The organism is Nocardia sp. A7, assembly GCF_046549215.1.
In the GTDB taxonomy this organism is placed as follows: Bacteria; Actinomycetota; Actinomycetes; order Mycobacteriales; family Mycobacteriaceae; genus Nocardia.
The window spans coordinates 1-19,771 of the sequence record NZ_JAJPWE010000002.1 but is presented as its reverse complement, the minus strand read 5'-3'; the positions used below and the strand labels follow the sequence as shown (position 1 = coordinate 19,771).

The 19,771-nt window shown below is 68.5% G+C and carries 8 protein-coding genes and 1 pseudogene; 2 read left to right on the top strand and 7 right to left on the bottom strand.

What is annotated here, in order from left to right; translation table 11 throughout:
* Positions 1-26: 26 nt before the first annotated feature.
* Together ACLJPD_RS11500 and ACLJPD_RS11495 are read right to left on the bottom strand one after the other, a co-directional pair.
* Positions 27-1,244 (bottom strand): glycosyltransferase, encoded by a 1,218-nt coding sequence (locus ACLJPD_RS11500; protein WP_410872019.1) that lies wholly within the window; start codon positions 1,242-1,244, stop codon positions 27-29.
* Between the two features lie 15 nt (positions 1,245-1,259).
* The gene (locus ACLJPD_RS11495; protein ID WP_410872018.1) at positions 1,260-2,549 is read right to left on the bottom strand and encodes a glycosyltransferase; all 1,290 of its coding nucleotides are present in this window, start codon (positions 2,547-2,549) and stop codon (positions 1,260-1,262) included.
* Positions 2,550-2,595: 46 nt separating this feature from the next.
* Between ACLJPD_RS11495 and ACLJPD_RS11490 the strand changes: the two genes are divergently transcribed.
* Positions 2,596-3,600, top strand: a complete 1,005-nt coding sequence (locus ACLJPD_RS11490; protein WP_410872017.1) for a Gfo/Idh/MocA family protein — start codon at positions 2,596-2,598, stop codon at positions 3,598-3,600.
* Here the strand turns inward: ACLJPD_RS11490 and ACLJPD_RS11485 are convergent.
* The 3 genes from ACLJPD_RS11485 to ACLJPD_RS11475 are packed head-to-tail and all read right to left on the bottom strand — an operon-like array spanning position 3,583 to position 17,131.
* Positions 3,583-4,650, bottom strand: coding sequence for an alpha/beta hydrolase (locus ACLJPD_RS11485; protein ID WP_410872016.1), 1,068 nt, complete (start codon positions 4,648-4,650; stop codon positions 3,583-3,585). The two genes, ACLJPD_RS11490 and ACLJPD_RS11485, sit on opposite strands and share 18 nt — an antisense overlap.
* A complete protein-coding gene (locus ACLJPD_RS11480) occupies positions 4,647-7,001 on the bottom strand; it encodes a thioester reductase domain-containing protein (RefSeq protein ID WP_410872015.1) in 2,355 nt (784 codons plus the stop codon). The genes ACLJPD_RS11485 and ACLJPD_RS11480 overlap by 4 nt, the downstream gene beginning before the upstream one ends.
* Complete coding sequence (locus tag ACLJPD_RS11475) at positions 6,998-17,131, bottom strand: HAD-IIIC family phosphatase (protein WP_410872014.1); 10,134 nt, start codon at positions 17,129-17,131, stop codon at positions 6,998-7,000. The genes ACLJPD_RS11480 and ACLJPD_RS11475 overlap by 4 nt, the downstream gene beginning before the upstream one ends.
* Before the next feature lie 193 nt (positions 17,132-17,324).
* On the opposite strand from ACLJPD_RS11475, the gene ACLJPD_RS11470 reads away from it, so the two are divergent.
* Entirely contained in the window at positions 17,325-18,653 is a 1,329-nt protein-coding gene (locus ACLJPD_RS11470; protein ID WP_410872013.1) for a cytochrome P450, read from the top strand.
* Here the strand turns inward: ACLJPD_RS11470 and ACLJPD_RS11465 are convergent, their stop codons facing one another.
* Both ACLJPD_RS11465 and ACLJPD_RS11460 read right to left on the bottom strand, forming a co-directional pair.
* Positions 18,654-18,917: a hypothetical protein gene (locus ACLJPD_RS11465; protein WP_410872012.1), complete on the bottom strand. Its 264-nt coding sequence runs from the start codon at positions 18,915-18,917 to the stop codon at positions 18,654-18,656. It lies immediately after the preceding gene.
* A gap of 339 nt (positions 18,918-19,256) precedes the next feature.
* Positions 19,257-19,771, bottom strand: a pseudogene (locus ACLJPD_RS11460) (mammalian cell entry protein); the annotation flags it as partial.

Genomic DNA, 19,771 nt, shown 5'->3' with positions numbered 1-19,771 from the left:
ATGCGCATTGGTCGGGGTCAAGGAGGTCAACGCGCAGTCGTTGATGTCGTGGACATGGCGTCCGTGTAGACCGACACAATATCGGTGAGGTGTCGAGATTGGCGTGGCTCCTCGGCATGGGCGGTGAGCGCCTCGACCATGGTGGACAGGCGGTTTCGGTCCGACGCGAGAGCGGCGAGTTCGGCGGCGAAGGACTCCACCGAGGCATCGGTGGTGCGGATACCGCCCTGCGCGGGCACGGTTTCGGACAGTTCGGGGTCGCAGTACAGGACCGGCAGGCCCATGGCCACCGCTTCCAGCAGGACCATGCCCTGGGTGTCGCAGTCGGAGGTGAGCAGCAGCAGGTCGTGCGCACCCATCGCGGCCAGGCAGCTGGCCTGGTCGACTCGGCCGTGCAGGCGCACGCGGTCGTGCAGATCGGCGGCGGCAGCAGCAACCCGGTCGGCGAGCGGACCGCTGCCGTAGATGTCGAGGGTGCAGTCGGGGACGAGGCCCACCACCTGGATCGCCTCGATGGGACGCTTCTCCGCGGACAGGCGACCGCACCAGAGAACCCGCAGTGGGGCATCGGTGTTCCTCGCCGCACCGCGCCCGTGTCGGACACGGTCGAGGAGCGCGTCATCGATCCCGTTGGACACCACATGGATCGGGCGGTCGACGCCACGATCAGCGAGGCGGCGGGCGAAGTGGTTGGTCGGCACGATCACTCGGTCGGCGGCCTGTGCCTGAGCGATCAGCGGGCGCCACGCGAGCCGGGCGGTGCGACTGTCGTCGGCACAGGGCGGTTGACGGCGCAGCGGTACGAACAGGCCATGCACCCAACGCATCATCCACGCGGCGAGATACGGTGCAGGCGAGTACTTTTCGATGACGGTGTCGTCGCGGCTCTGCATGGTCTGCACGAGTGGGACGCCGTGTCGGCGGGCAGCACGAATCCCGGCGATCCCGGCACCGTAGGTGGTCAGCGAGTGGATGATATCGATATCTCGCGCACGCAACGCCGCATCGATCAGGCGCCGGTTGGCTCGGCTCGGCAGCACCATCGGCAGGCCGTTCGACATCGAGAACGGCGACGCCGACAGCACGACGGTGTCCGCGTCGCCGAGCACGGAACCCGGTGCGGGAGCGGTGAATACGGTCACTCGATGACCGAGTCCGCGCAGCCCGTCGCACAGTGACCGCATCGCGGTCTGCACGCCGCCGAGGGTGTCGGGGTGGAAGTCGGTGAAGAGCGCGACATGCACGCGATCGCCCACCGCTCAGGCCGAGGTCGCGACGGCCAGGCGTTCCACGGCGTCGGCCGCCGCCCGGACACCGTTCTCGGCAGCGACCTCGCGACCGAGTTCCGCTGCCCTGCTGCGCGCTTCGGGCGTGAGCGTGCGGACCAGCGCGTCGTGCAGCCGGTCCTCGGTGAGCGCGGGATAGGGGAAGTCGGCGCCGATACCGAGGGCGGTGATGCGCCAGCCGTAGAAGAACTGGTCGCTGTGCACCCCGATCACCACCGCGGGCAGGCCTGCGCGCAGCACGTCGTGGGTATTGCCGCTGCCGCCGTGGTGGACCACCGCCCGGCAGCGAGGCAGCACGCGGTCATAGTCGAAGGAGTCGACGACATGGAGGGTGCGGTCCTCGCTGATGCCGCGCGGGTACCCCTCGCCCTTGACCGTCACCAAGGCGCGCGCCCCCAACCTGCGGCACACGGCGGCGATCAACGCGCAGCAGCCGACCGGGTCGAGGATCGGCATTCCGGTCAGACAGAAGTAGATCGGGGGCTCCCCCTCGTCGAGCCATTCGGTCAGCGTCGAATCGAGCTCGTCCTCACCCCACGCACCGCGCAGCCGCGGTGCCAGGGTCGGCGCGCCGACGACGATCGAGCGGTCCGGCCAGTCCGCCGGGGTGGGCAGCAGCACCGGACTCACCATGTGCACCAACGCGATGCCGTCCTCGCGGATGCGCCGGAACGGGTTGCGCGGCGCACCGGGCAACTCCATCATTTCCCGCACCCGCCGATCCACCCGGCGATAGGCGACACCGTAGGCGAATTCGAAGGCCGCATAGCTCGCGCGACGCAACCAGCGCGAGGAGATCATTCGCTTGACCATGAACGAGGAGGGGAACTCCGCGGTCCGTTCGAGCGGATACGGCAGGCAGCCGAGGACCCGCTGGCCGGTCTGCTCGCCACGCTCCATCGCCCACGGCAGGGTCGAGGCACAGCTGACGATCACATCCGCCGAGTCGCAGGCGTCGCTGAGCACGTGGTGCATGCGCTCACCGCGCTCGCCCGCCATGATCTTGACCGTGTCGAGCATGATCCGCACGAACGGCAGCGTCTTGCCCGAGGACAGCGCCCGTTTGGCCGTCGGCGATTCCAGCAGTTCCGCCGAGTTGAACGGGATAACGTGTGGTTGGAAACCCGAGCGCCGCACCACCTCCGCGTAGTTCTCGGTGGCGGTGATCTCGACGTGATGGCCGCGCGCGGCGAATTCGTCGGCCAGCGCGAGATACGGCTGGTGATCGCCGCGGGTTCCCGCCGTCAACAAGGCGATACGCATATTCTCGACTTCCGTTCGTGGTCGTTTCCGGTGTTAACGTCTGGTGGTGAGCGAAGACAGGCCCGCAGAACTCCGTATCGGAATCCTCGGCGCGGCCGGTATCGCGCCCGCGGCGGTGATCGGACCGGCCGAGCGGAATCCGGAGGTCGTCGTCGTCGCCGCGGTGGCGGCGCGTGAGCGGTCGCGCGGGGAGAAGTTCGCCCGCAAGCACCGCATCGGCACGGTGTACGACAACTATCAGGAGCTGATCGACGCACCCGATATCGACGCGGTCTACATTCCGCTGCCCAATGGTCTGCACGGTCGCTGGACCCGCGCTGCCGTGGCGGCCGGAAAGCATGTGCTGTGCGAGAAGCCGTTCACCGCCAATGCCGAGGAAGCGCGCGAGATCGCCGCGCTCGCCGGTGCTTCCGATCGAGTGGTGATGGAGGCGTTCCACTACCGCTACCACCCGTTGACGAAGGCCGCCGAAGAGATCATCGCCGCAGGCGAATTGGGGACGCTGCGGAACGTGGACGCCGCCCTGTCGTTTCCGCTGCCCAAGTTCTCCGATATCCGCTACGACTACGACCTCGCGGGCGGTGCGCTGATGGACGCGGGCTGCTACGCCGTGCACATGGCCCGGCTCCTCGGTGGCGAGAACCCGGAAGTGGTTGCGGCGCGGGCGAAGCTGCACGACGCGCGAATCGATCGCGCGATGTCGGCCGACCTGCGTTTCCCGTCCGGACACACCGGCCGCATCCGCTGCTCGATGTGGTCTTCGGACCTGCTGCGGATCAGCGCCACAGTGGTCGGCGAGCGCGGCCGGCTGCGGTTGGTCAACCCGGTGCTGCCGCATCTGGGGCATCTGCTGGTGGTCCGCACCGAACAGGGCAGGCGGGTGCACCGGTTCTCGCGCCGCAGCTCCTACGACTATCAACTCGACGCCTTCGCCGCTGCGGTCCTGCGCGGTGTGCCGGTGCCGACCACGCCCGACGATGCCGTCGACACCATGTCGGTCATCGATGCCGTCTACCGGTCGGCGGGCCTGCCACTACGCCTGCCCAGCTGACAGCTCGTCGAAGAAGTCGACGAGATAGCCGAAGACGTCGAGCGCCGCGCCACGGCCGATGAAGGTGTCGAGGTGTCCATAGGAGGGGATTTCGGTGTAGCGGACATCGAGGCCTGGATTGCGGTCCGCGAGCACCTCGTAACACAGCTTGTTGGAATCGATCCAGGCCGCATTGCGGGTACCCGCGAGCAGCAGCACGGGGCAGTCGATGCGATCGGCGTGATCGAGTGCGTTCTCCGGGAGCACGCGGTAGCGGTCGTCGTCGACGTTCCAGCGCACAACGGCGTGCGCGAGTTCCATCTGCCGCAGATGGCCGAGCACGCCCAGTGCGATCGGGCCGAACAGTTCGCCCAGCCGGTCGTGCGTGCGGGGGTCGAGGTGGTCGTGTTCGAACAGTTCGGCGCCCATCCCCCAGCCGTGATGGACCATTCGACAGGTGGGGTCGGGGCACTCGCCCTTGCGCGAGAGTGCCGCGTAGAGCAGGGTGCGCCGTGACCACAGCCCGACCTTGCGGAAGTCGGATTCGAGGTGGCCGACCCGCGAGCCGAGGAGTTCGCTGCCCAGCAGTACCCGCATGCGGGTCGAGGTGGCGACCTTGGGCGTGAGGAAGACGCCCTGGGCGACCACGCCTGCCAGTCCGGGGAGCAGGCCGGCGGTGAGGCTCTGCGCCACGGCCAGTGCGCCGATGCAGTGCCCGACCACGAACAGCGAACGGTCGCCGATCCGTGCTCTGATCTGTGCCACGGCGGCGGGCAGGTCGTAGAGCGCGACGTCATCGATGGTGTAGGGCGGGCCGGATTCGTTGTACGGCAGGCGGCAACTGCCCCGCCAGTCGAGCAGCCAGGATTGGTAGCCCGCGTCGGCCAGCACGTCGGTCACATTGCGAATCTCGGTGAGCGCGAACATTTCTGAGGACACGCCCTGGCCGTGTACCAGGAGCACCGCGGGGCCATCGGCGGGGCCGACGCGACGCAGGTGCAGCTCGAGGCCGTCGTCGGTGCGGAACTCGATCACCTCGGGTTCGAGAGGGCTCGACCGCAGGGCACTCATCGGCGCTGCTCCTTTCGCATGGCGCGACGCAGGTCGAGCAGGTCGATACCGACCCGCAGGACCGGTTCCATCAGGCTCTGGCCGAGTTGACCGCCGAACCAGCTGAGCCACAACAGTTTCGCCACGCGTTGCTGACGTTGCGAGAGCCGTGGGTCGATGACGATGCCGTCGATCTGGTCGGGTAGGTAGGTGTGCGGGGGGACCGCGACCTCACCGGTGTAGGTGGCCGGTGCACCGCTTCTGCCGATCTCGATCACCTGGGTGCCGAGTTGGCGCACCAGGCGTCGGCGCGCCGCGGCGAACTTGTAGCCGTCGAGCCACCAGTCCGCACCCGACGAATCACGCAGTCGCAGTTGATAATGCATGATCGGATGCCGTAGTTCATCGCGCAGCGGGGTCCCGTCGTGCGGGCGGACCGTCGCGGTGCCCTCGACGGTGAGCGGGTGCTCGTGCAGTGCGGGGCAGGTGATCTCGCCGGTGACGTCCAGTGTGCGCGCGGTGAAGGCCTGTGCGCTGTTCACTACCGACAGGGTCAGTCGCAGATCGCACGGGATCTCGCCGGTTTCGCCTGCGGCGGTGATGGTTCCGGACAGGGTCTCGGAGAACCGCAGATACGGCTGCTCGCCGGGGCGAGGGCCGAGGGCGGCCATCGCCGCCAGCATTCGCCCGCGGGCCTGGACCGAGGTGTTCGGCGCGGGCAGGCCGTTGGCCGCGACAAAGGCGTCGGTGCGGGTGGCCGTGGCGGGCGGGGTGCGCACCATGGCCGCCAACTGTCGGCGTGCCACCGGACTCTGCAACACCTGGGCCAGGGGTTGCAGTTGCGGCACCGGTTCCTCCCTGATCGCCCGCACCACGTCCTCGCACCACTGTTCCCAGTGCTGTACGCGAACGCCCATGCCGCCCAGCGTGGTTTCGGCGACGACTTGTTCGAGGGAGGTGGGTGGGCCGGTGAGGTGGTAGGTGTGGCCCCAGGCACTCGGGGTGGTGACTATCTGCGCGGTGACGCGGCTGACCCAATCCACCGGGGCCGCATTCAGATACCGGAAACCTGGCACGGTACGCAAGCGCAGCAGCGCCGCGGTGATGCCGGTGGCGAGGTCGCGCGGGTTGTGCGCCCCGGTCTCGGGGTGGCTGCCGATCCCACCTGGCCGCAGCACCGTCACCACCAGACCGTGCTCGCCTGCCCGGCGCAGCAGCGCCTCGGCCGCCCATTTGGCTCGGTCGTAGCCGATCGGCAAGTCGGCGACGTTGGCCGTCGCGACATCTTCGCCGAGGGTGGTGGCATCGGAGCCGTTGAACACCGCCAGTGAGGAGATGTGGTGCAGCGGTTTGGGGCGGGTGGTACAGGCCAGTTCGGCCAGGGTGAGCGGGCCGAGGACATTCGTTCGCCGCAAGGACGGATAGCCGCGCAGGAAGTCAACGGCGGCACCGGCATTGACAATCGAGTCGAGGTCGGCGGCCAGCGATTCCCACCGCTGCTCGGTCAGCCCCAGCCGCGGCTCCCGCAGATCACCGGCCAACGGGGTCACCCGCCGCAGTACCTCCCGTGACCAGGGCAGGGAATAGCGGCGGATGGCTTGTTCGAGACGTTTCGCCGCGGCGGCGTCGTCGTCGGCCCGGATCAGGCACACGACGTGGGCTTCGCTGTGCCGCAGCAGATCCAGGAGCAGATGACTGCCCAGGAATCCGGTGGCCCCGGTCAGCAGGATGCGTCGTGGGGCGATCCGTCGCGGCGCTGACACCACCGGCAAGCGATCGGCACCGGCGAGGTCGGCAAAGAGTTGGGCCAGCTCATCGGTGTCGGCCGGGACAGGTGCCGACGCGGTGCCGGCCGGGTTGCTCAGCGCGGTGTCCGTGGCGAGCGGCGACACCATGGGCCGCGGCAACACAGCGGATTGCGGCAACACATATCCCGGATGCTCGGCCAGCCAGCGATGGGCCAGCCTGCGGGGTCGCGCGTCGAAGAACACCGTGTCGAGATCGAGGTCGAGATCGAGCTCACGTGCCAGTGCCGCGGCCAATTCCACCGCGGCGAGGGAGGTTCCGCCCACATCGAAGAAGTCGGTGTCGGGGTCGAGGGGCTTGTCGGTGAACTGATTCGCCACCGCGGTGATCGCGGTGGCCAGTTCGTCCACGCTGCTCGGCGCGCCTGTCCGCGGTGTGGGTGCGGCGATCGCCGATCGACGCGCACTCGGCTCCGGCCCGGGCGCTGCCGCGGTACTGACGGCACCGACCCGCGCGAGCAGCGACGCGACATCGAGGCCGCCCTGGTCGCGTTCGAGCGATTCACCGCGGGCGCGACGGTCGACGGCCGGGGTGCGGACTGTCGTCGGGTCGTTCGGAACGGTCATCGCGTCGCCTCCACTACCTGCCAGGACCTGAACGCGCGTAGGTGCTGCGGAGTCGCCGAGACCTCCTGTGCTCCCTCGCCCGTGGGGCTCGCGGACAAAAGGGCGGCCAACCGGCGGGCTGGTTCGTTGCGGGTGGTGTGTTCGACCGTCATGGCGATCGTTGTGCAGCCGAGGACCTCGGCGCGGTCGGCGACCCAGGACAGCAGGCGCTCCTCGACGCCGCGAGCCAACGCCCGGCAGCTGAGTTGCCAGCCGGTGATCCGCAGGGTGTCGCCGTCGGGTCGCAGGGCGAGTACCGAGATAAGCCCGTAGTCGCCGAAGCGGTCGCTCGCCGTCGCGGTCCATACTTCGCCGTCCGTGCGCCAGCGGTCCAGGTCCGCGACAGTGACCGCGGCGAGGGTGAACTGGTTGGTTCGGCGCACCAGTTGCGCGGCCCGAGGCGCGGTGTCCTCGGTCAGTGCCTCGATGGTCACCGCGAGGTCGAGGCGATCGAGGAACTCCGCGAATTCCGTGCCGTCACGCGCGTGGTCGCGGTCGGCCTCGGCACGGTAGAAGTCGGCGCGGTAGCGGTCCTCGACGGTCGCGGCGAGCGGAACGACCGGCCACCATCGGCGCAGGAACGCCGGAAGTTGCGCACCGGGCGGGCAGGTCACCGACAGCACCTCGGGCAGCTGGGCGCGCATGCGCGCCACTTCCACCGGGTTGTCATCGAGATAGCTGACGGTGTCGAGACCGAGGCCGAGGGTGCGCGCGAGCTGTTCGAGCCGTGCGGGTTTGGCGTCCCAGCCGGTCGAGACAACAGCGAAATCCTCGTATCGCAACGGACTGTCCGGTCGGTCCAGGATCTCGCGGACGATGTCGTCGTCATTGTTGCTGAGCAGCACCAGCAGGGTGCCCGCCCGGCGCCATTGCCGCAGCCGCGTCGCCAAGGCCAGCCGCGGTGTGTCGAATGTGACACCGCCGGCACCGATTTCCCCGGCGATGCCACCCCACAGCGTGTCGTCGCCGTCGACGGCGACGACCTTCGGGGCTGGTTCGGTGGCGGCGGTCACGGTGGCGACGAGGGTGAGGGCGAGCGCGGCCTGGAATTCGGGGGTGAAGGGCAGGTGCGCCAGGATCTCGGTCCGGTCGTCGAAGGGATTCTCGACCGGATGCCGGTGCGACCAGTCCCCCGCCTCCAGCACCGCGACGCCCGGTACCTCGCGCAGGCGGTGCGCGAGGAGCTGTTCCCAGTCGAGCAGTCGCTGCGCGGGCCGCTGCGTGGGCAGGATGGCGACGATGAGCGGTCGGCGGGTGCGGGCAACCAGATCACCGACCGCGGCCGAGAATTCGGTGGCGAGTTCGGTGAGCAGTTCGTCGGAGAGCTCCCCGAAACGTTCCAGATCGGCCGCCCGCACCAGCACCGCGCCCAGTGTTGTCGAGGGCTGGGCGAAGACTCCGGACGGATCGCGCAGACACGCAAGCACCTGGTGGTACGGCGCTTCGGCGACGGTCAACGGGAACTCCGATGACGCGGCAGCCAACAACTCGGGCACGCGGCCGAGCGCGAAGGTCGCACCCAGCGCGACGCGCACGCCGGAGTTCGGCTGCTGCGTACCGGTTTCGGGTCGGGCGAGCGCACCGGGATCAGCCACCGCGGCTTCGACTACAGCCAGATAGTCGGTGCCGAAGTCGGTGCAGGTGCGCGCGTCGATGATGTCGGTGTTGTAGGTGAACCACACCTGTCCGGTGTCGGGCAGCACCGCGATCATCAGATCGAGGTCGGAGAAACCCGTACTCACCGGGACGAGCTCGGCGTGGCTGACCGCGGAGTTGGCCCGCAGGTAGTTGAAGTAGACCTCGACCAGCGGCGCATTGTCGCGAGCGAGCCCCGCACCGGCCAGCGCGGCGAGGACTTCGGCGAATCCGGCGCCGGGGGCGAGCAGGTTGCGTAGTCGATCACCCGTGCGCCGCAGCACATCCGCGACGAGGTCGCCACTGTCGAGCACCGCGGGAAAGGGTACTGGCACACCGAAGTATCCGACGGCGTCGGTGGCATCGGCGTGCATCCGGGTGTCGACCGGGACCGCCAGGACGAATCGGTCGATCCGTTGCCTGCGGGCCAGGGTGAGCGTCAGTGCGCCGAGGAATAGCGCGGCGGGGGTGATGCCGAGTTCGCGAGCCCGGTCAGCGACTCGATCGTGCAGGCCCGCAGGCAAGGTGAGGGCGAGAGCTCCCGCGCCGTAGCTGCGCTGGGCCGGACGTGGCTGGGCCAGGGTCAGCTCGAGGCGTTGCACGCCGGCGAATGCCGCACGCCAACGCGTGATCGCGGTGTCGTCGCGGCGGCTCGTCTGGGCAGCGAGCAGTTGGTGCAGGTCCCGGTTGGTCACGATGTCGTCGAGTGGCGCACCGGAGAGCTCGGCGGCGAGCTCACCGGCGACGAGCAGCATCGACTGCACGTCGCTCATGCTGTGGTGCGCGCCGAAAAGCAGGATCTGCCCGAAGGATTCGGTATGCAGAAGTTCGAACCGCCAGAGCGGGCCTGCCGCCAGGTCGTAGGGCCGCGCCATCAGTTCCCGGAAATGGGCCTCGGCGACGGCGGTGTCGAGGTGGTCGAGGTCGCGCCAGGCGAGCGGCGGGACAGCGTCGCGGCGGATCTCGAGTCGGCGACCGTGCTCGTCGCCGGCGTGAATGGTGGTGCGCAGTGCGCCATGTCGGCCTGCCAGTCGCGCGATTGCCTGTTCGAGCTGCGCCCTGGTGACCGCAATGGGTAGCCGCACCGCGACACCGCCGGTCTGCGCGGCGCTGGGGATGCCGAGTTGTTCGCTGCGCAGCAGTCGCATCATGTCCCTGGTCACCGGCAGGGTTTCCACCTCGGGTACGGCGGTGACGGTGTCGGTGCGGGCACCGGTGTCGAGTGCGGCGACCTGGTCGACGAGATAGGTCGCGAGGTCGGTGAGATTCTGCTCGGCGAGGATCGTGCCGAGCGGTACCGCGATGCCGGTGTGTTCGCGCACCTTGTTGCGCAGTTCGACAGCCATCAACGAGTCGAGGCCCAAGCTCTGGAAGGTCTGCTCGGCGGCGATCTTCTCACCACCGGCATGACCGAGCACCTCACCGATCCAGGCGGCGACCGAGGCCATCGCCAGGTTGATGGCCTCGGCCCGCGGTGCTGTTCGAAGTTCTCGCGCGAACGCCGATCCCGCGACGTGCTCCACCGATGCTCGATCGGCGACCGCACGGCGTGGTGCCCGCCGCACCAGCCCGCGCAGCAGCGGCGGCACCGCGGTCGAGCGCCGCAATACCTCGGTGTCGAGCAGCAGCGGTACCAGCACCGGATCACCGTGGGCCAGTGCGGCATCGAAGCAGGCCATGCCGTCGGGCACCGAGAACGCGCGCACGCCGGCCCGGCTGATCCGCCGAATGTCGGCCTCGGCCAGGTGGTCGTGCATGTCGAGGTCCCAGGCGCCCCAGGCCAGTGACTGGCCGGGCAGACCCAGTGCGCGGCGGTGCACCGCCAACGCGTCGAGATAGGCGTTGGCTGCCGCGTAGTTGGCCTGACCCGGTGTACCGAACAGTCCGCCCGCCGCGGAGAACAGCACGAAGATCGAGAGCTTCCGATCCGCGGTCAGCTCGTGTAAATGGTGCGCCGCCTCGACTTTCGGGCGCAGGACCGCCGTCAACTGCGACGGTGTCAGTGAGCCGATGGTCGCGTCATCGAACACAGCGGCCGCGTGCACGACACCCGCGAGGGGCAGACCGTCGAGCAGCTCGGCCAGCGCCGACCGGTCGGCGATATCGCAGGCGGCGAATCGCACACGCACACCACGCTTTTCGAGGTCATCGCGCAATTCGGTGCCGCCGGGACCGTCGATCCCGCGCCGACTGACCAACACCAGCTCGCGGGCACCGTAGGCATCGGCCAGATGTCGGGCCAAAGCCGATCCGAGTCGCCCGGGCGCACCGGTGATCAGGACCGCGCCCTCGCCCAAGACCACCCGATCGTGCGGAACCGCGGTCTCGGCCAGTCGGGCCAGTCGCGGAGCTAACACCACACCGTCACGAACGGCCACCTGCTGGTGTTCGACCGCCAGCACAGCATTGAAGTCCACTGCGAGGTCGGCGGTGTCGAGTAGGACGATCCGGCCCGGATTCTCCGACTGCGCCGAGCGAACCAAACCCCACGCCACCGCGCCGGCCGGATCAGGGCCGACCGCACGCGCCGGTTCGGCGCTCACCGCGCTCGCACCGTTGACCCGCGTACCGTGCGGGTCCGCGGGCTGGTGTCCGGTTGCGTTCACCACGACCGCGCCACGGGTCAGCACCACCAGGGTCGACTGCTCGAAGCGTGGATCGCCGAGGAAGCTCTGCAGTACGGCGAGGACATGTTGGGCGGCCTCATGGACCTGAGCGGGCGAATTGCCCACTGGCACAGTCGCAATGACCGTATCGGTCGCGGTGGTCTCGGCGCCGTTCCAGTCGGTGATGGTGCGGCCGCGTGACTGGGCGGGGAGCGCGAGCCGCGACCACTCGACCTGGAACAGGCGGCGGTAGGCCGGTGCGAGCGCGGCGGCCTGCCACTGGGCGGCATCGACCGGGCGCAACAACAACGACCCCACCGAGACGACCAGGCGTCCGGTTCGGTCGGTGGCCGACATGGCGACGGTCTCGGGGCCCGAGCGCGTGAGCCGCACCCGCAGTGCGGTGGCACCGGTGGCCGACAGCGCGACATCGGACCAGACGAACGGCAGCAGCGCATTCCCGCCGTCCTCGGCGAACACCGCGGTGGCGTGCAGGGCAGCGTCGAGCAGTGCCGGGTGGATACCGAATTTCGCGGCGTCACCGTGCGCGGATTCGTCGAGTTCGACCTCGACGAAGAGCTCGTCGCCACGCCGCCACGCCGCCCGCATCGCCCGGAACAGCGGGCCGTAGTGGTGGCCTCGGTCGTGCAGGCGGCCGTACAGGTCATCGACATCGACGCGGGTGGCATCGGTCGGCGGCCATACCGCGCCGTCCTGGTGCGTCGAGACCGCTACCGGTTCCTCGCCCAGGACTCCGTCGGCATGCAGCGTCCACTGCGCGTCGGGTTGACCTTCGTCGCGGGCGTAGATGCGCACGGCCCTGCGATCGTCGGCGTCGCGACCACCGACCACCGTCTGGATCTGCACGGACCCCTGTTCGGGGACCAGCAGTGGGGCGCGCAGCACCAGCTCGCGCACGGCGGGGCAGTCCACTTCGTCACCAGCGCGAACAGCCCATTCGACGAGCGCGGCCCCTGGTACCAGCACCGTGTCGGGGCCCGCGTGATCGAGGACCCATGGCTGGCGCGCCCGCGAGAACCGACCGGTCAGGCTGACACCACCGGTCTCCGGCTGCGGCACCACGGCGCCGAGGACCGGATGGGCCAGATCATCGATCCCGAGCGCGGTGCTCGCGCGGTTGGCTCCCTCGGTCCAGAATCGGCGTTCATCGAAGGCATAGGTGGGCAGGTCGACGCGACCGGTCGTCGGCACCAACCTGGTCCAGTCGAGATCATGCCCGGCGACATAGAGTTGCGCCCGCGCCCGCGCCAGCGCGGTCGGTCCGTCCTCATCGCGCGCGAGCGAGCCGACAGCCACCACTTCGCGCGCCAGCTCCTCGGACACGGTCCGCACCGCCGCGGTGAGCGACGGGTGCGCGCCGAGTTCGACGAAATACCGGAACCCGTCGGCGATCATCTGCTCGATGGTGGCCGCGAACCGCACGGTCTCGCGCGCATTGCGGTACCAGTACTCCGGTTCGATCGACGCGCTGGACACCAGTGCACCGGTCACGGTCGAATACCACGGCAGCGCGGGCGAATCCGTGGTCAGGTCGGCCAGTTGCTCAGTAAATGGCTCGCGGATCGTTTCGATCATTCGGCAGTGCCCGGCCAAGCCGGGACCGGCGGCACCGAGCCTGGTGTAGATCCGGGCCCGGTCGAGCTCGGCCAGCAGTTGCGTCACCGCGGCCTGCTCCCCCGCCACGATCGTCGACCGCCGCACATTGACCGCCGCGATCGAAACGCGGCCATCGAAGTCCAGCAGTCGCGTGGCGACATCGGCCTCGGGCAGCCCGATCATCGCCATCGCGGCGGGTTCGTCGATGGCCTGCATCAAACGGCTGCGGGTGACAACAATCCTGGCGGCGTCATCGAGTGCGAGCACACCCGCGCAGTAGGCGGCGGCGATCTCACCCTGGCTGTGCCCGATGACCGCGTCCGGGGATACCCCCGCCGCCCGCCAGGTGGCCGCCAGCGCGACCATCGTGGCGAACAGCAGCGGCTGGACCACCGGGAAGTCGACCAGGTCCGCGGCACTCATCGTGGTCAGCCGGTCGGTCAGCGACCAGCCGAGGTGCGCACCGAATACCTTGTCGCACAAATCGAATTCCGCGCGGAACTCCGCGGAGTCGGTGAGCAGGTCGCGACCCATGCCGACCCACTGCATACCCTGCCCGGGGAAGATGAAGGCGGTCTTGGCATTGGTGAGCACCGGTCCGGCGCCGAGCACCACATTCGCCGACGAGGTCGCGGCGACCAGGTCACCCAAGGCACCGAGCAGGTCGTCGCGATCGGCGGCGAGCACGACCGCGCGCCGCTCGAACTGGGTGCGCTGCAGGGCAAGCGCCCGCGCGAGCGGACCCGGTTGCAGTGTCGGATCGGCGCGAACCAGGTCGAGTAACCGCTGCGCCTGCCCCTGCACCGAGGCCGCGCTGCGCGCGGTGATCGGTAGCAGCAACACCCGCCCGTCATCCGGCGACGGCGAGCTCACCTCAGCCGCCGGCGCTTCCTCGAGGATCAGGTGCGCGTTCGTCCCGCTGAGCCCGAAGGCACTCACCCCGGCCCGGCGTGGCCGATCGCCACGCCGCCACGGCGCGGGCTGCGCGTGCACCGCGACACCGCTGCGCGCCCAATCGACGTGCGGTGAGGGCGTACTCACGTTCAAGGTCGCCGGGATGCGTTCGTGCTGCAGTGCCAGCACGAGTTTGATGACGCTGGCCACGCCCGCCGCGGCCTGGGTATGTCCCAGATGCGATTTCAACGACCCGATGCCCAGTGGCCGCTGCGGATCACGACCGGGCCCGAATACCCGTGCCAGGGCCCGCGCTTCGATCGGATCACCGAGCGCCGTCCCGGTTCCGTGTGCCTCGACATAGTCGATGTCGTGTGGTGCCAGACCGCAGGTGCGCAGGGCCGAGCGCAGAACTTGTTCCTGGGCAGCACCGTTGGGCGCGCTCAGTCCCTGGCTGCGGCCATCCTGGTTGACCGCCGACCCACGAACAACCGCGAGCACCTGGTCCCCGTCACGGCGGGCATCACCGAGTCGCTTCAACAGCACCAGCCCGGCGCCCTCAGCCCACACGGTTCCGTCGGCCTCGGCCGAGAACGGCGCGCACCGACCGGTCGGCGACAGCACACCCAATCGGCACAGTTCGATATGGGCGATGGGTGACATCAGCAGCGTCGCACCGCCGGCCAGCGCGAGGTCACACTCCCCCGCCCGCAACGCCTGGATCGCCAGGTGCATCGCGACAATCGAGGACGAGCACGCGGTATCCAACGTGACGGCCGGTCCGTGCAGTCCCAGCGTGTAGGAGATCCGACCGGACGCGACGCTCGGCGAAAGTCCCGTTCCGACCTGTCCGTTGAGCTGTTCCGGTGCGGGATCGGCGAGATAGCCGGTGCTGTACACGCCGAGGTACACCCCCGTCGCGCTGCCGTGCAGGGTGCGCGGATCACGACCCGACCGTTCGATCGCCTCCCAGGCGAGTTGCAGCATCATCCGCTGCTGCGGATCCATGACCGCGGCTTCGCGGGGGCCGATGCCGAAGAAGGCGGCGTCGAAGCGGTCGACCCCATCGACGTAGCCGCCACGGAAGGTGTAGGCCGTGCCGGTCGCGGTGGGATCCGGGTCGTAGAGGCCGTCGATGTCCCAGCGGCCCGGCGGCACCTCGCTGAGCCCGTCGACATCACCGTCGAGCAGCCGCCACAGTGCCTCGGGGGAATCGGCGGCCCCGGGGAAGCGACACGACATCGCGACGATCGCGATCGCGTCATCGGTGTCGGTGATGTCCTCGACCTGTTCGGGCACCGCGGGACTCGGGTCGGTCGGCGCGCTCAGCGCCACCGCGACACCGTCGATCGTCGGGTGGTCGAAGAACAGATTGGTGTCGATGAAGCGGCCGACGAAGTCCGATAGATCGACGACGAGCTCCACCAGATCAGCTGAGCCCAAACCGAATTCGACCAGCGGACGATGCACGTCGATACGCTCGGGATCCAGCAGCGCCTGCCGCGCGATGGCGCTCACGAGCCACGATCGCACGGCCTCCGCCGACAATTCGGTGGCCTCGTCCGGCTCGGCGGACCCGGTGGTCTCTGTGGCCTCGAAGTCGAACTCGTCCTCCGGTGACCGCATCGGGCCTGCCAGCAGGGTGAGCAGTTCGCCCGACAGATACCCCGCCCGGCACGCCGACCGCTGAATCTTGCCGCTGCTGGTCTTGAACACCGTCCCCGGCCGAATCAGTAGTACCGCGGCGAGGGTGAGCCCGTGCTCGGTAGCCACCGCGGCGCGCACCGCACCCTCGATCGCGGACAGTGCGTCGGGGTCGGTGCTGCGGACTTCAGCCACGACGACGGGCTGTTCTCCGTCCACCCCGAGATCGACGGAGAACGCCGCGACACATCCGGCGCGAACATCACTATGGGCCGTCTCGACCGTCGACTCGATGTCGTGTGGATAGTGATTGCGACCGTCCACAATCACCAGATCTTTGCGCCTTCCGGTGACGAACAGCTCGCCATCGGCGAGGATTCCGAGATCACCGGTGCGCAGGAAACGACGATCGTCGCCCACCTGCCGCGCACCGAACACCGCCGCGCCGGCCTGCTCGTCCCGGAAGTAGCCTGCGGCCACGCTGGGGCCGGCGACCCAGATCTCGCCCTCGACACCGTCGCCACGCGGGGCACCGGTGTCCGGGTCGACAACCGCGAGCGACATGCCGACGACTGCCCGGCCGACCCCGACGAGTTCCGTACCCCGCGAACGTGATCCGTCGCCGAGGCTGGCGGGAACCGTCAGTAGTGTCGGTGCCGCCGCGGTCGACGGCGCGGTCACGATCAGGGTCGACTCGGCCAATCCGTAGACCGGCTGGTGAGATTCGGCGCGAAAGCCCGCGTGGGCGAAGGTGTCGGTGAACCGCCGTAGCGTCGCGGCCCGCACCGGTTCGGAGCCATTGAACGCCACCCGCCAGTGGCTCAGGTCGAGCTCATCGATCTGCGCCGAGGTGATCCGCCGCAGACACAGTTCATAGCCGAAATTGGGCCCACCACTGGTGTGCGCGCGGTAGGTGGAAATCGCCTGCAGCCAACGCTCAGGACGCTGCAGAAAGTGCAGCGGCGACATCAACACCGAATGCGCGCCGATATAGACCGTGTGCAGCAGCGGCGCGATCAGACCCATGTCGTGATACATCGGCAGCCAACTGGCGAACAGCGCACCGTCGGACCCATCGACGAGACCGCCGAGGTCGCGGTCGTGGCCGAGCCCGGCGGCGAGCGCCTCCTGGTTGTGCAGCAGATTCCCGTGCGTCACGACGACACCGCGCGGCGCGCTCGTCGAACCTGACGTGTACTGGATGAACGCGGGCGAATCCGGCTTCAGATCCGGTTCCCGCCAGCGCAGCGCGGCAGCGTTGGGTAGTTCGTCGGTGGCCAGCCACGGCACCCCGGTCAGCTCGGGGACCTCCGCGCACAGCGCCGCTGACTCCGCGACAACGCGCCGCGGGGCCAACACCACATCGACATCGGCGTGCGCCACCATCCGTCGGAGGCGGCGCAGTGAGCGGTTGTCGAGCTCGGGCAGTGGCGCGGGGACCGCGACGACACCCGCGACCAGGCAGCCGAAGAAGGCCTCGGCGAACTCCAGACCCGCCGGAAACAGCAGCAGTGCCCGTTGCGGCGCCGAATCCTGCAGCACGGCACCGATCGCGCGGGCGCGCCGTCCCAGCTCGGCATAGGACATTTCGCGAACGGAACCATCGACGTCACCATTGTCCAGGAACCGATACACCGCTCCGTCCTTGCGATTCTCTACCCGGGCAAACAGTGTTTCGACGAAAGTGTTGAGCACGAACTACTTCCTCTGACCGTGGAACGCAGGAACTGCGCCCACCCTAGCTGTCATGGCAGCCCACAGCGGGACCATTGGAATAGAGTCAGTCATGGTGAGCCCCTGGAATTGGGGGCACCCCAGAATCGATTCTCATTGCTATGGAAGTAATTTCATGATTGCAAGTCGCAGAGCCAGCCGTGAGGATGGCGAGGTGTCCAACACTGCGATCTCGCTGCGCGACCTGCCCCGGCTACGCACCCGCAACCTCGCTCAACTCGGCGGACTGCTGCGGCCGGGCACGCACGCCTCGCCCCTGCTCGAACTCGGGGAACGGTTCGTCGTGACACCGCCGGGATTTCCGACAATGCTGGTCACTCACGAAATGGGCGACGTGCGCGCATTGTTCGCCAATCACGATGATTTCTCGATCGGGCAGGTGCTGAGCCGATTCTCGAGCCACGATGTCATGTTCGGTAAACAGACGATGATCTTCCTCGATGGTGCCGAGCACCGTCGTGAACGCCGACTGTATGCACCGCCTTTCCAGACCGCCGCGCTGCGATCCTATGAGGAATTGATGGTCGAGGTGGTCGAGCGGGAACTGCCCACCTGGCCGGTCGGTACACCGTTCGAGTTCTTGACGGCCGGCTATGACCTGGCCATCGGGGTGTTGCTCGGCGTCGTGTTCGGCGATGTCGCGCCCGCCCGCCGAGACCGGCTGAAGGCGGCGGTGAGCGGCTGGTTCGGCGAGATCGAGAGTCGCGGCTTCCTCGCCGTCACCCTGATCACCCCGTTCATCGGCGGCTACACGGTGCCCTACCCGCCGCTGCGGCGGCGCCAGAACGAGGTCGACGCCGTCGTCATCGAAGAGATCGCCGCACGTCGCGCCACTCCCGGTGCGGCGAGCGAGCGGCGTGACGTGCTCTCGCGCTACATCGGCACCGACCTCGATCAACACGATGACGCCGCCCTTGCCCGCGATATGCGCGGCATCCTGCTCGGCGCCTACGAGACGACCGCGATCACCCTCGGCTGGATCGCGACCATGCTGGCCGGCCATCCGGCGGCCATGGCCGAGGTGGACGCCGCGGTCGACGCTGGTGACACCGACCGACTCGACGCCTACCTCGACGCCGTGGTCGCCGAGGTGATGCGGTTGCGGCCGGTGTCGCCGTTCACCGGGCGGCGAGCGTTGCGCGATACCGAGATCAACGGTGTCGCGATCCCGCGGGGCGCCATCGTTATCGTGCCGATCCTGTTGATCCACGAATCCGAACGGCACTACAGCGAACCAATGGCCTTCCAGCCCGAACGTTTCCTCGACAACCGACCGAGCACCCACTCCTGGCTCACCTTCGGCGCCGGCGCGCACCGCTGCCTCGGCGCGCAGTTCGCCCTCGCCGAGGCCCGCATCCTGTTCCGCACCGTCCTGCAACACCGCCGCATCGCAACGATCGCGGGCCCGATGGAACCACCGCGCCGCTATCACACCGGCCTCAGCCCAGCCGACAACGCACGAATCACCTTGCTGCCTCGATGATCACGCGCCTGTCGACCAGGCCAACGCGGCGACGATCTCCTCCAGCGCCACCCGCAGTTCCACCTGCGCCAGATTCCCCGATGCAGTGATGTCGGCCAGCACCGAAGGCGAAGGCGGCACCGGTGTCGCGGTCGAGATCGAAGGTGTCGGGTTGGCGGAGACTGTCTCGTCGCGATGCGCCGATCCGGTGAGCAGCAGGACCCGGGCAGCCGCCGGGATCTCGACGCCGTGCAGTTCGACCGGTGCGGTGGACGGTAACGGCACTCCGACGAGGACATCGTGCGGAAATTGCGGCGGGCCGACGAGATCGCATATCGCGGCAACGAAATCGAGAATGCCAGATGAGCGATCCCGTCCGGGTTGAATTCGCTACGAAAGTCTCCTTCGTGAGTGCCAGTTCACCGCAACACAGACCGCACAACGCCTGTGACTTCGGTGAGGTCTCGCGGCTTCGGCAGACGGCACGACCACGACATTCGGCTGTGTCGAAACGGTGGTGTATTGCTCGGTCGGATGATGCTGGTTGCTGCTCACCGCATCCGGGCGCTTTTGCGCGCCCGAGTCCGGGGAGGTGTGCAGGTTTGGCGTACCGGCTCCGCTTCGTTACTTCGTCAGTCCGAGCAGTGCGGCGGTGAGCCCGTAGTCGGGGCCGAAATCCTGGACGTTGCCGGTGCGGCAACCATCGGCCCGCATCTGGATCCGCTCACAGAACACGCTGATGAGCTCGCCCGAGAGAGCGGTACCGATCAGCGCATGATTGCGCATGAAGCCCCTTTCCTTGTCCATCGCACCGTCGATGTTCCGCATCAGCAACGGCACCACGTCGACGATCTCGACCACCGCGCCCGAGTTGTCGCGCAACTGGTTGGTGACGGTGGTCAAGCCCGTCAGCGAGGCGGCCAGTTCGTCCTGGTGCCCGGCGAAAGTCGTCGAGGTGTTGGCCAGGAACTGGTTGAGCTGATCGAGGGTGGCCTGCAGGCCGGGGGCCTGTTCGGCGAGCAGCCCCGTCATGGCGGTCATCCGGTCGCTGAAGTCGCGCACCGACTGATCGTTGTCGGCCAGCATCGTCGTCAGCTCGTTGAGCTTGATGATGATGTTGGAGATGGCGTCCTTGTTGT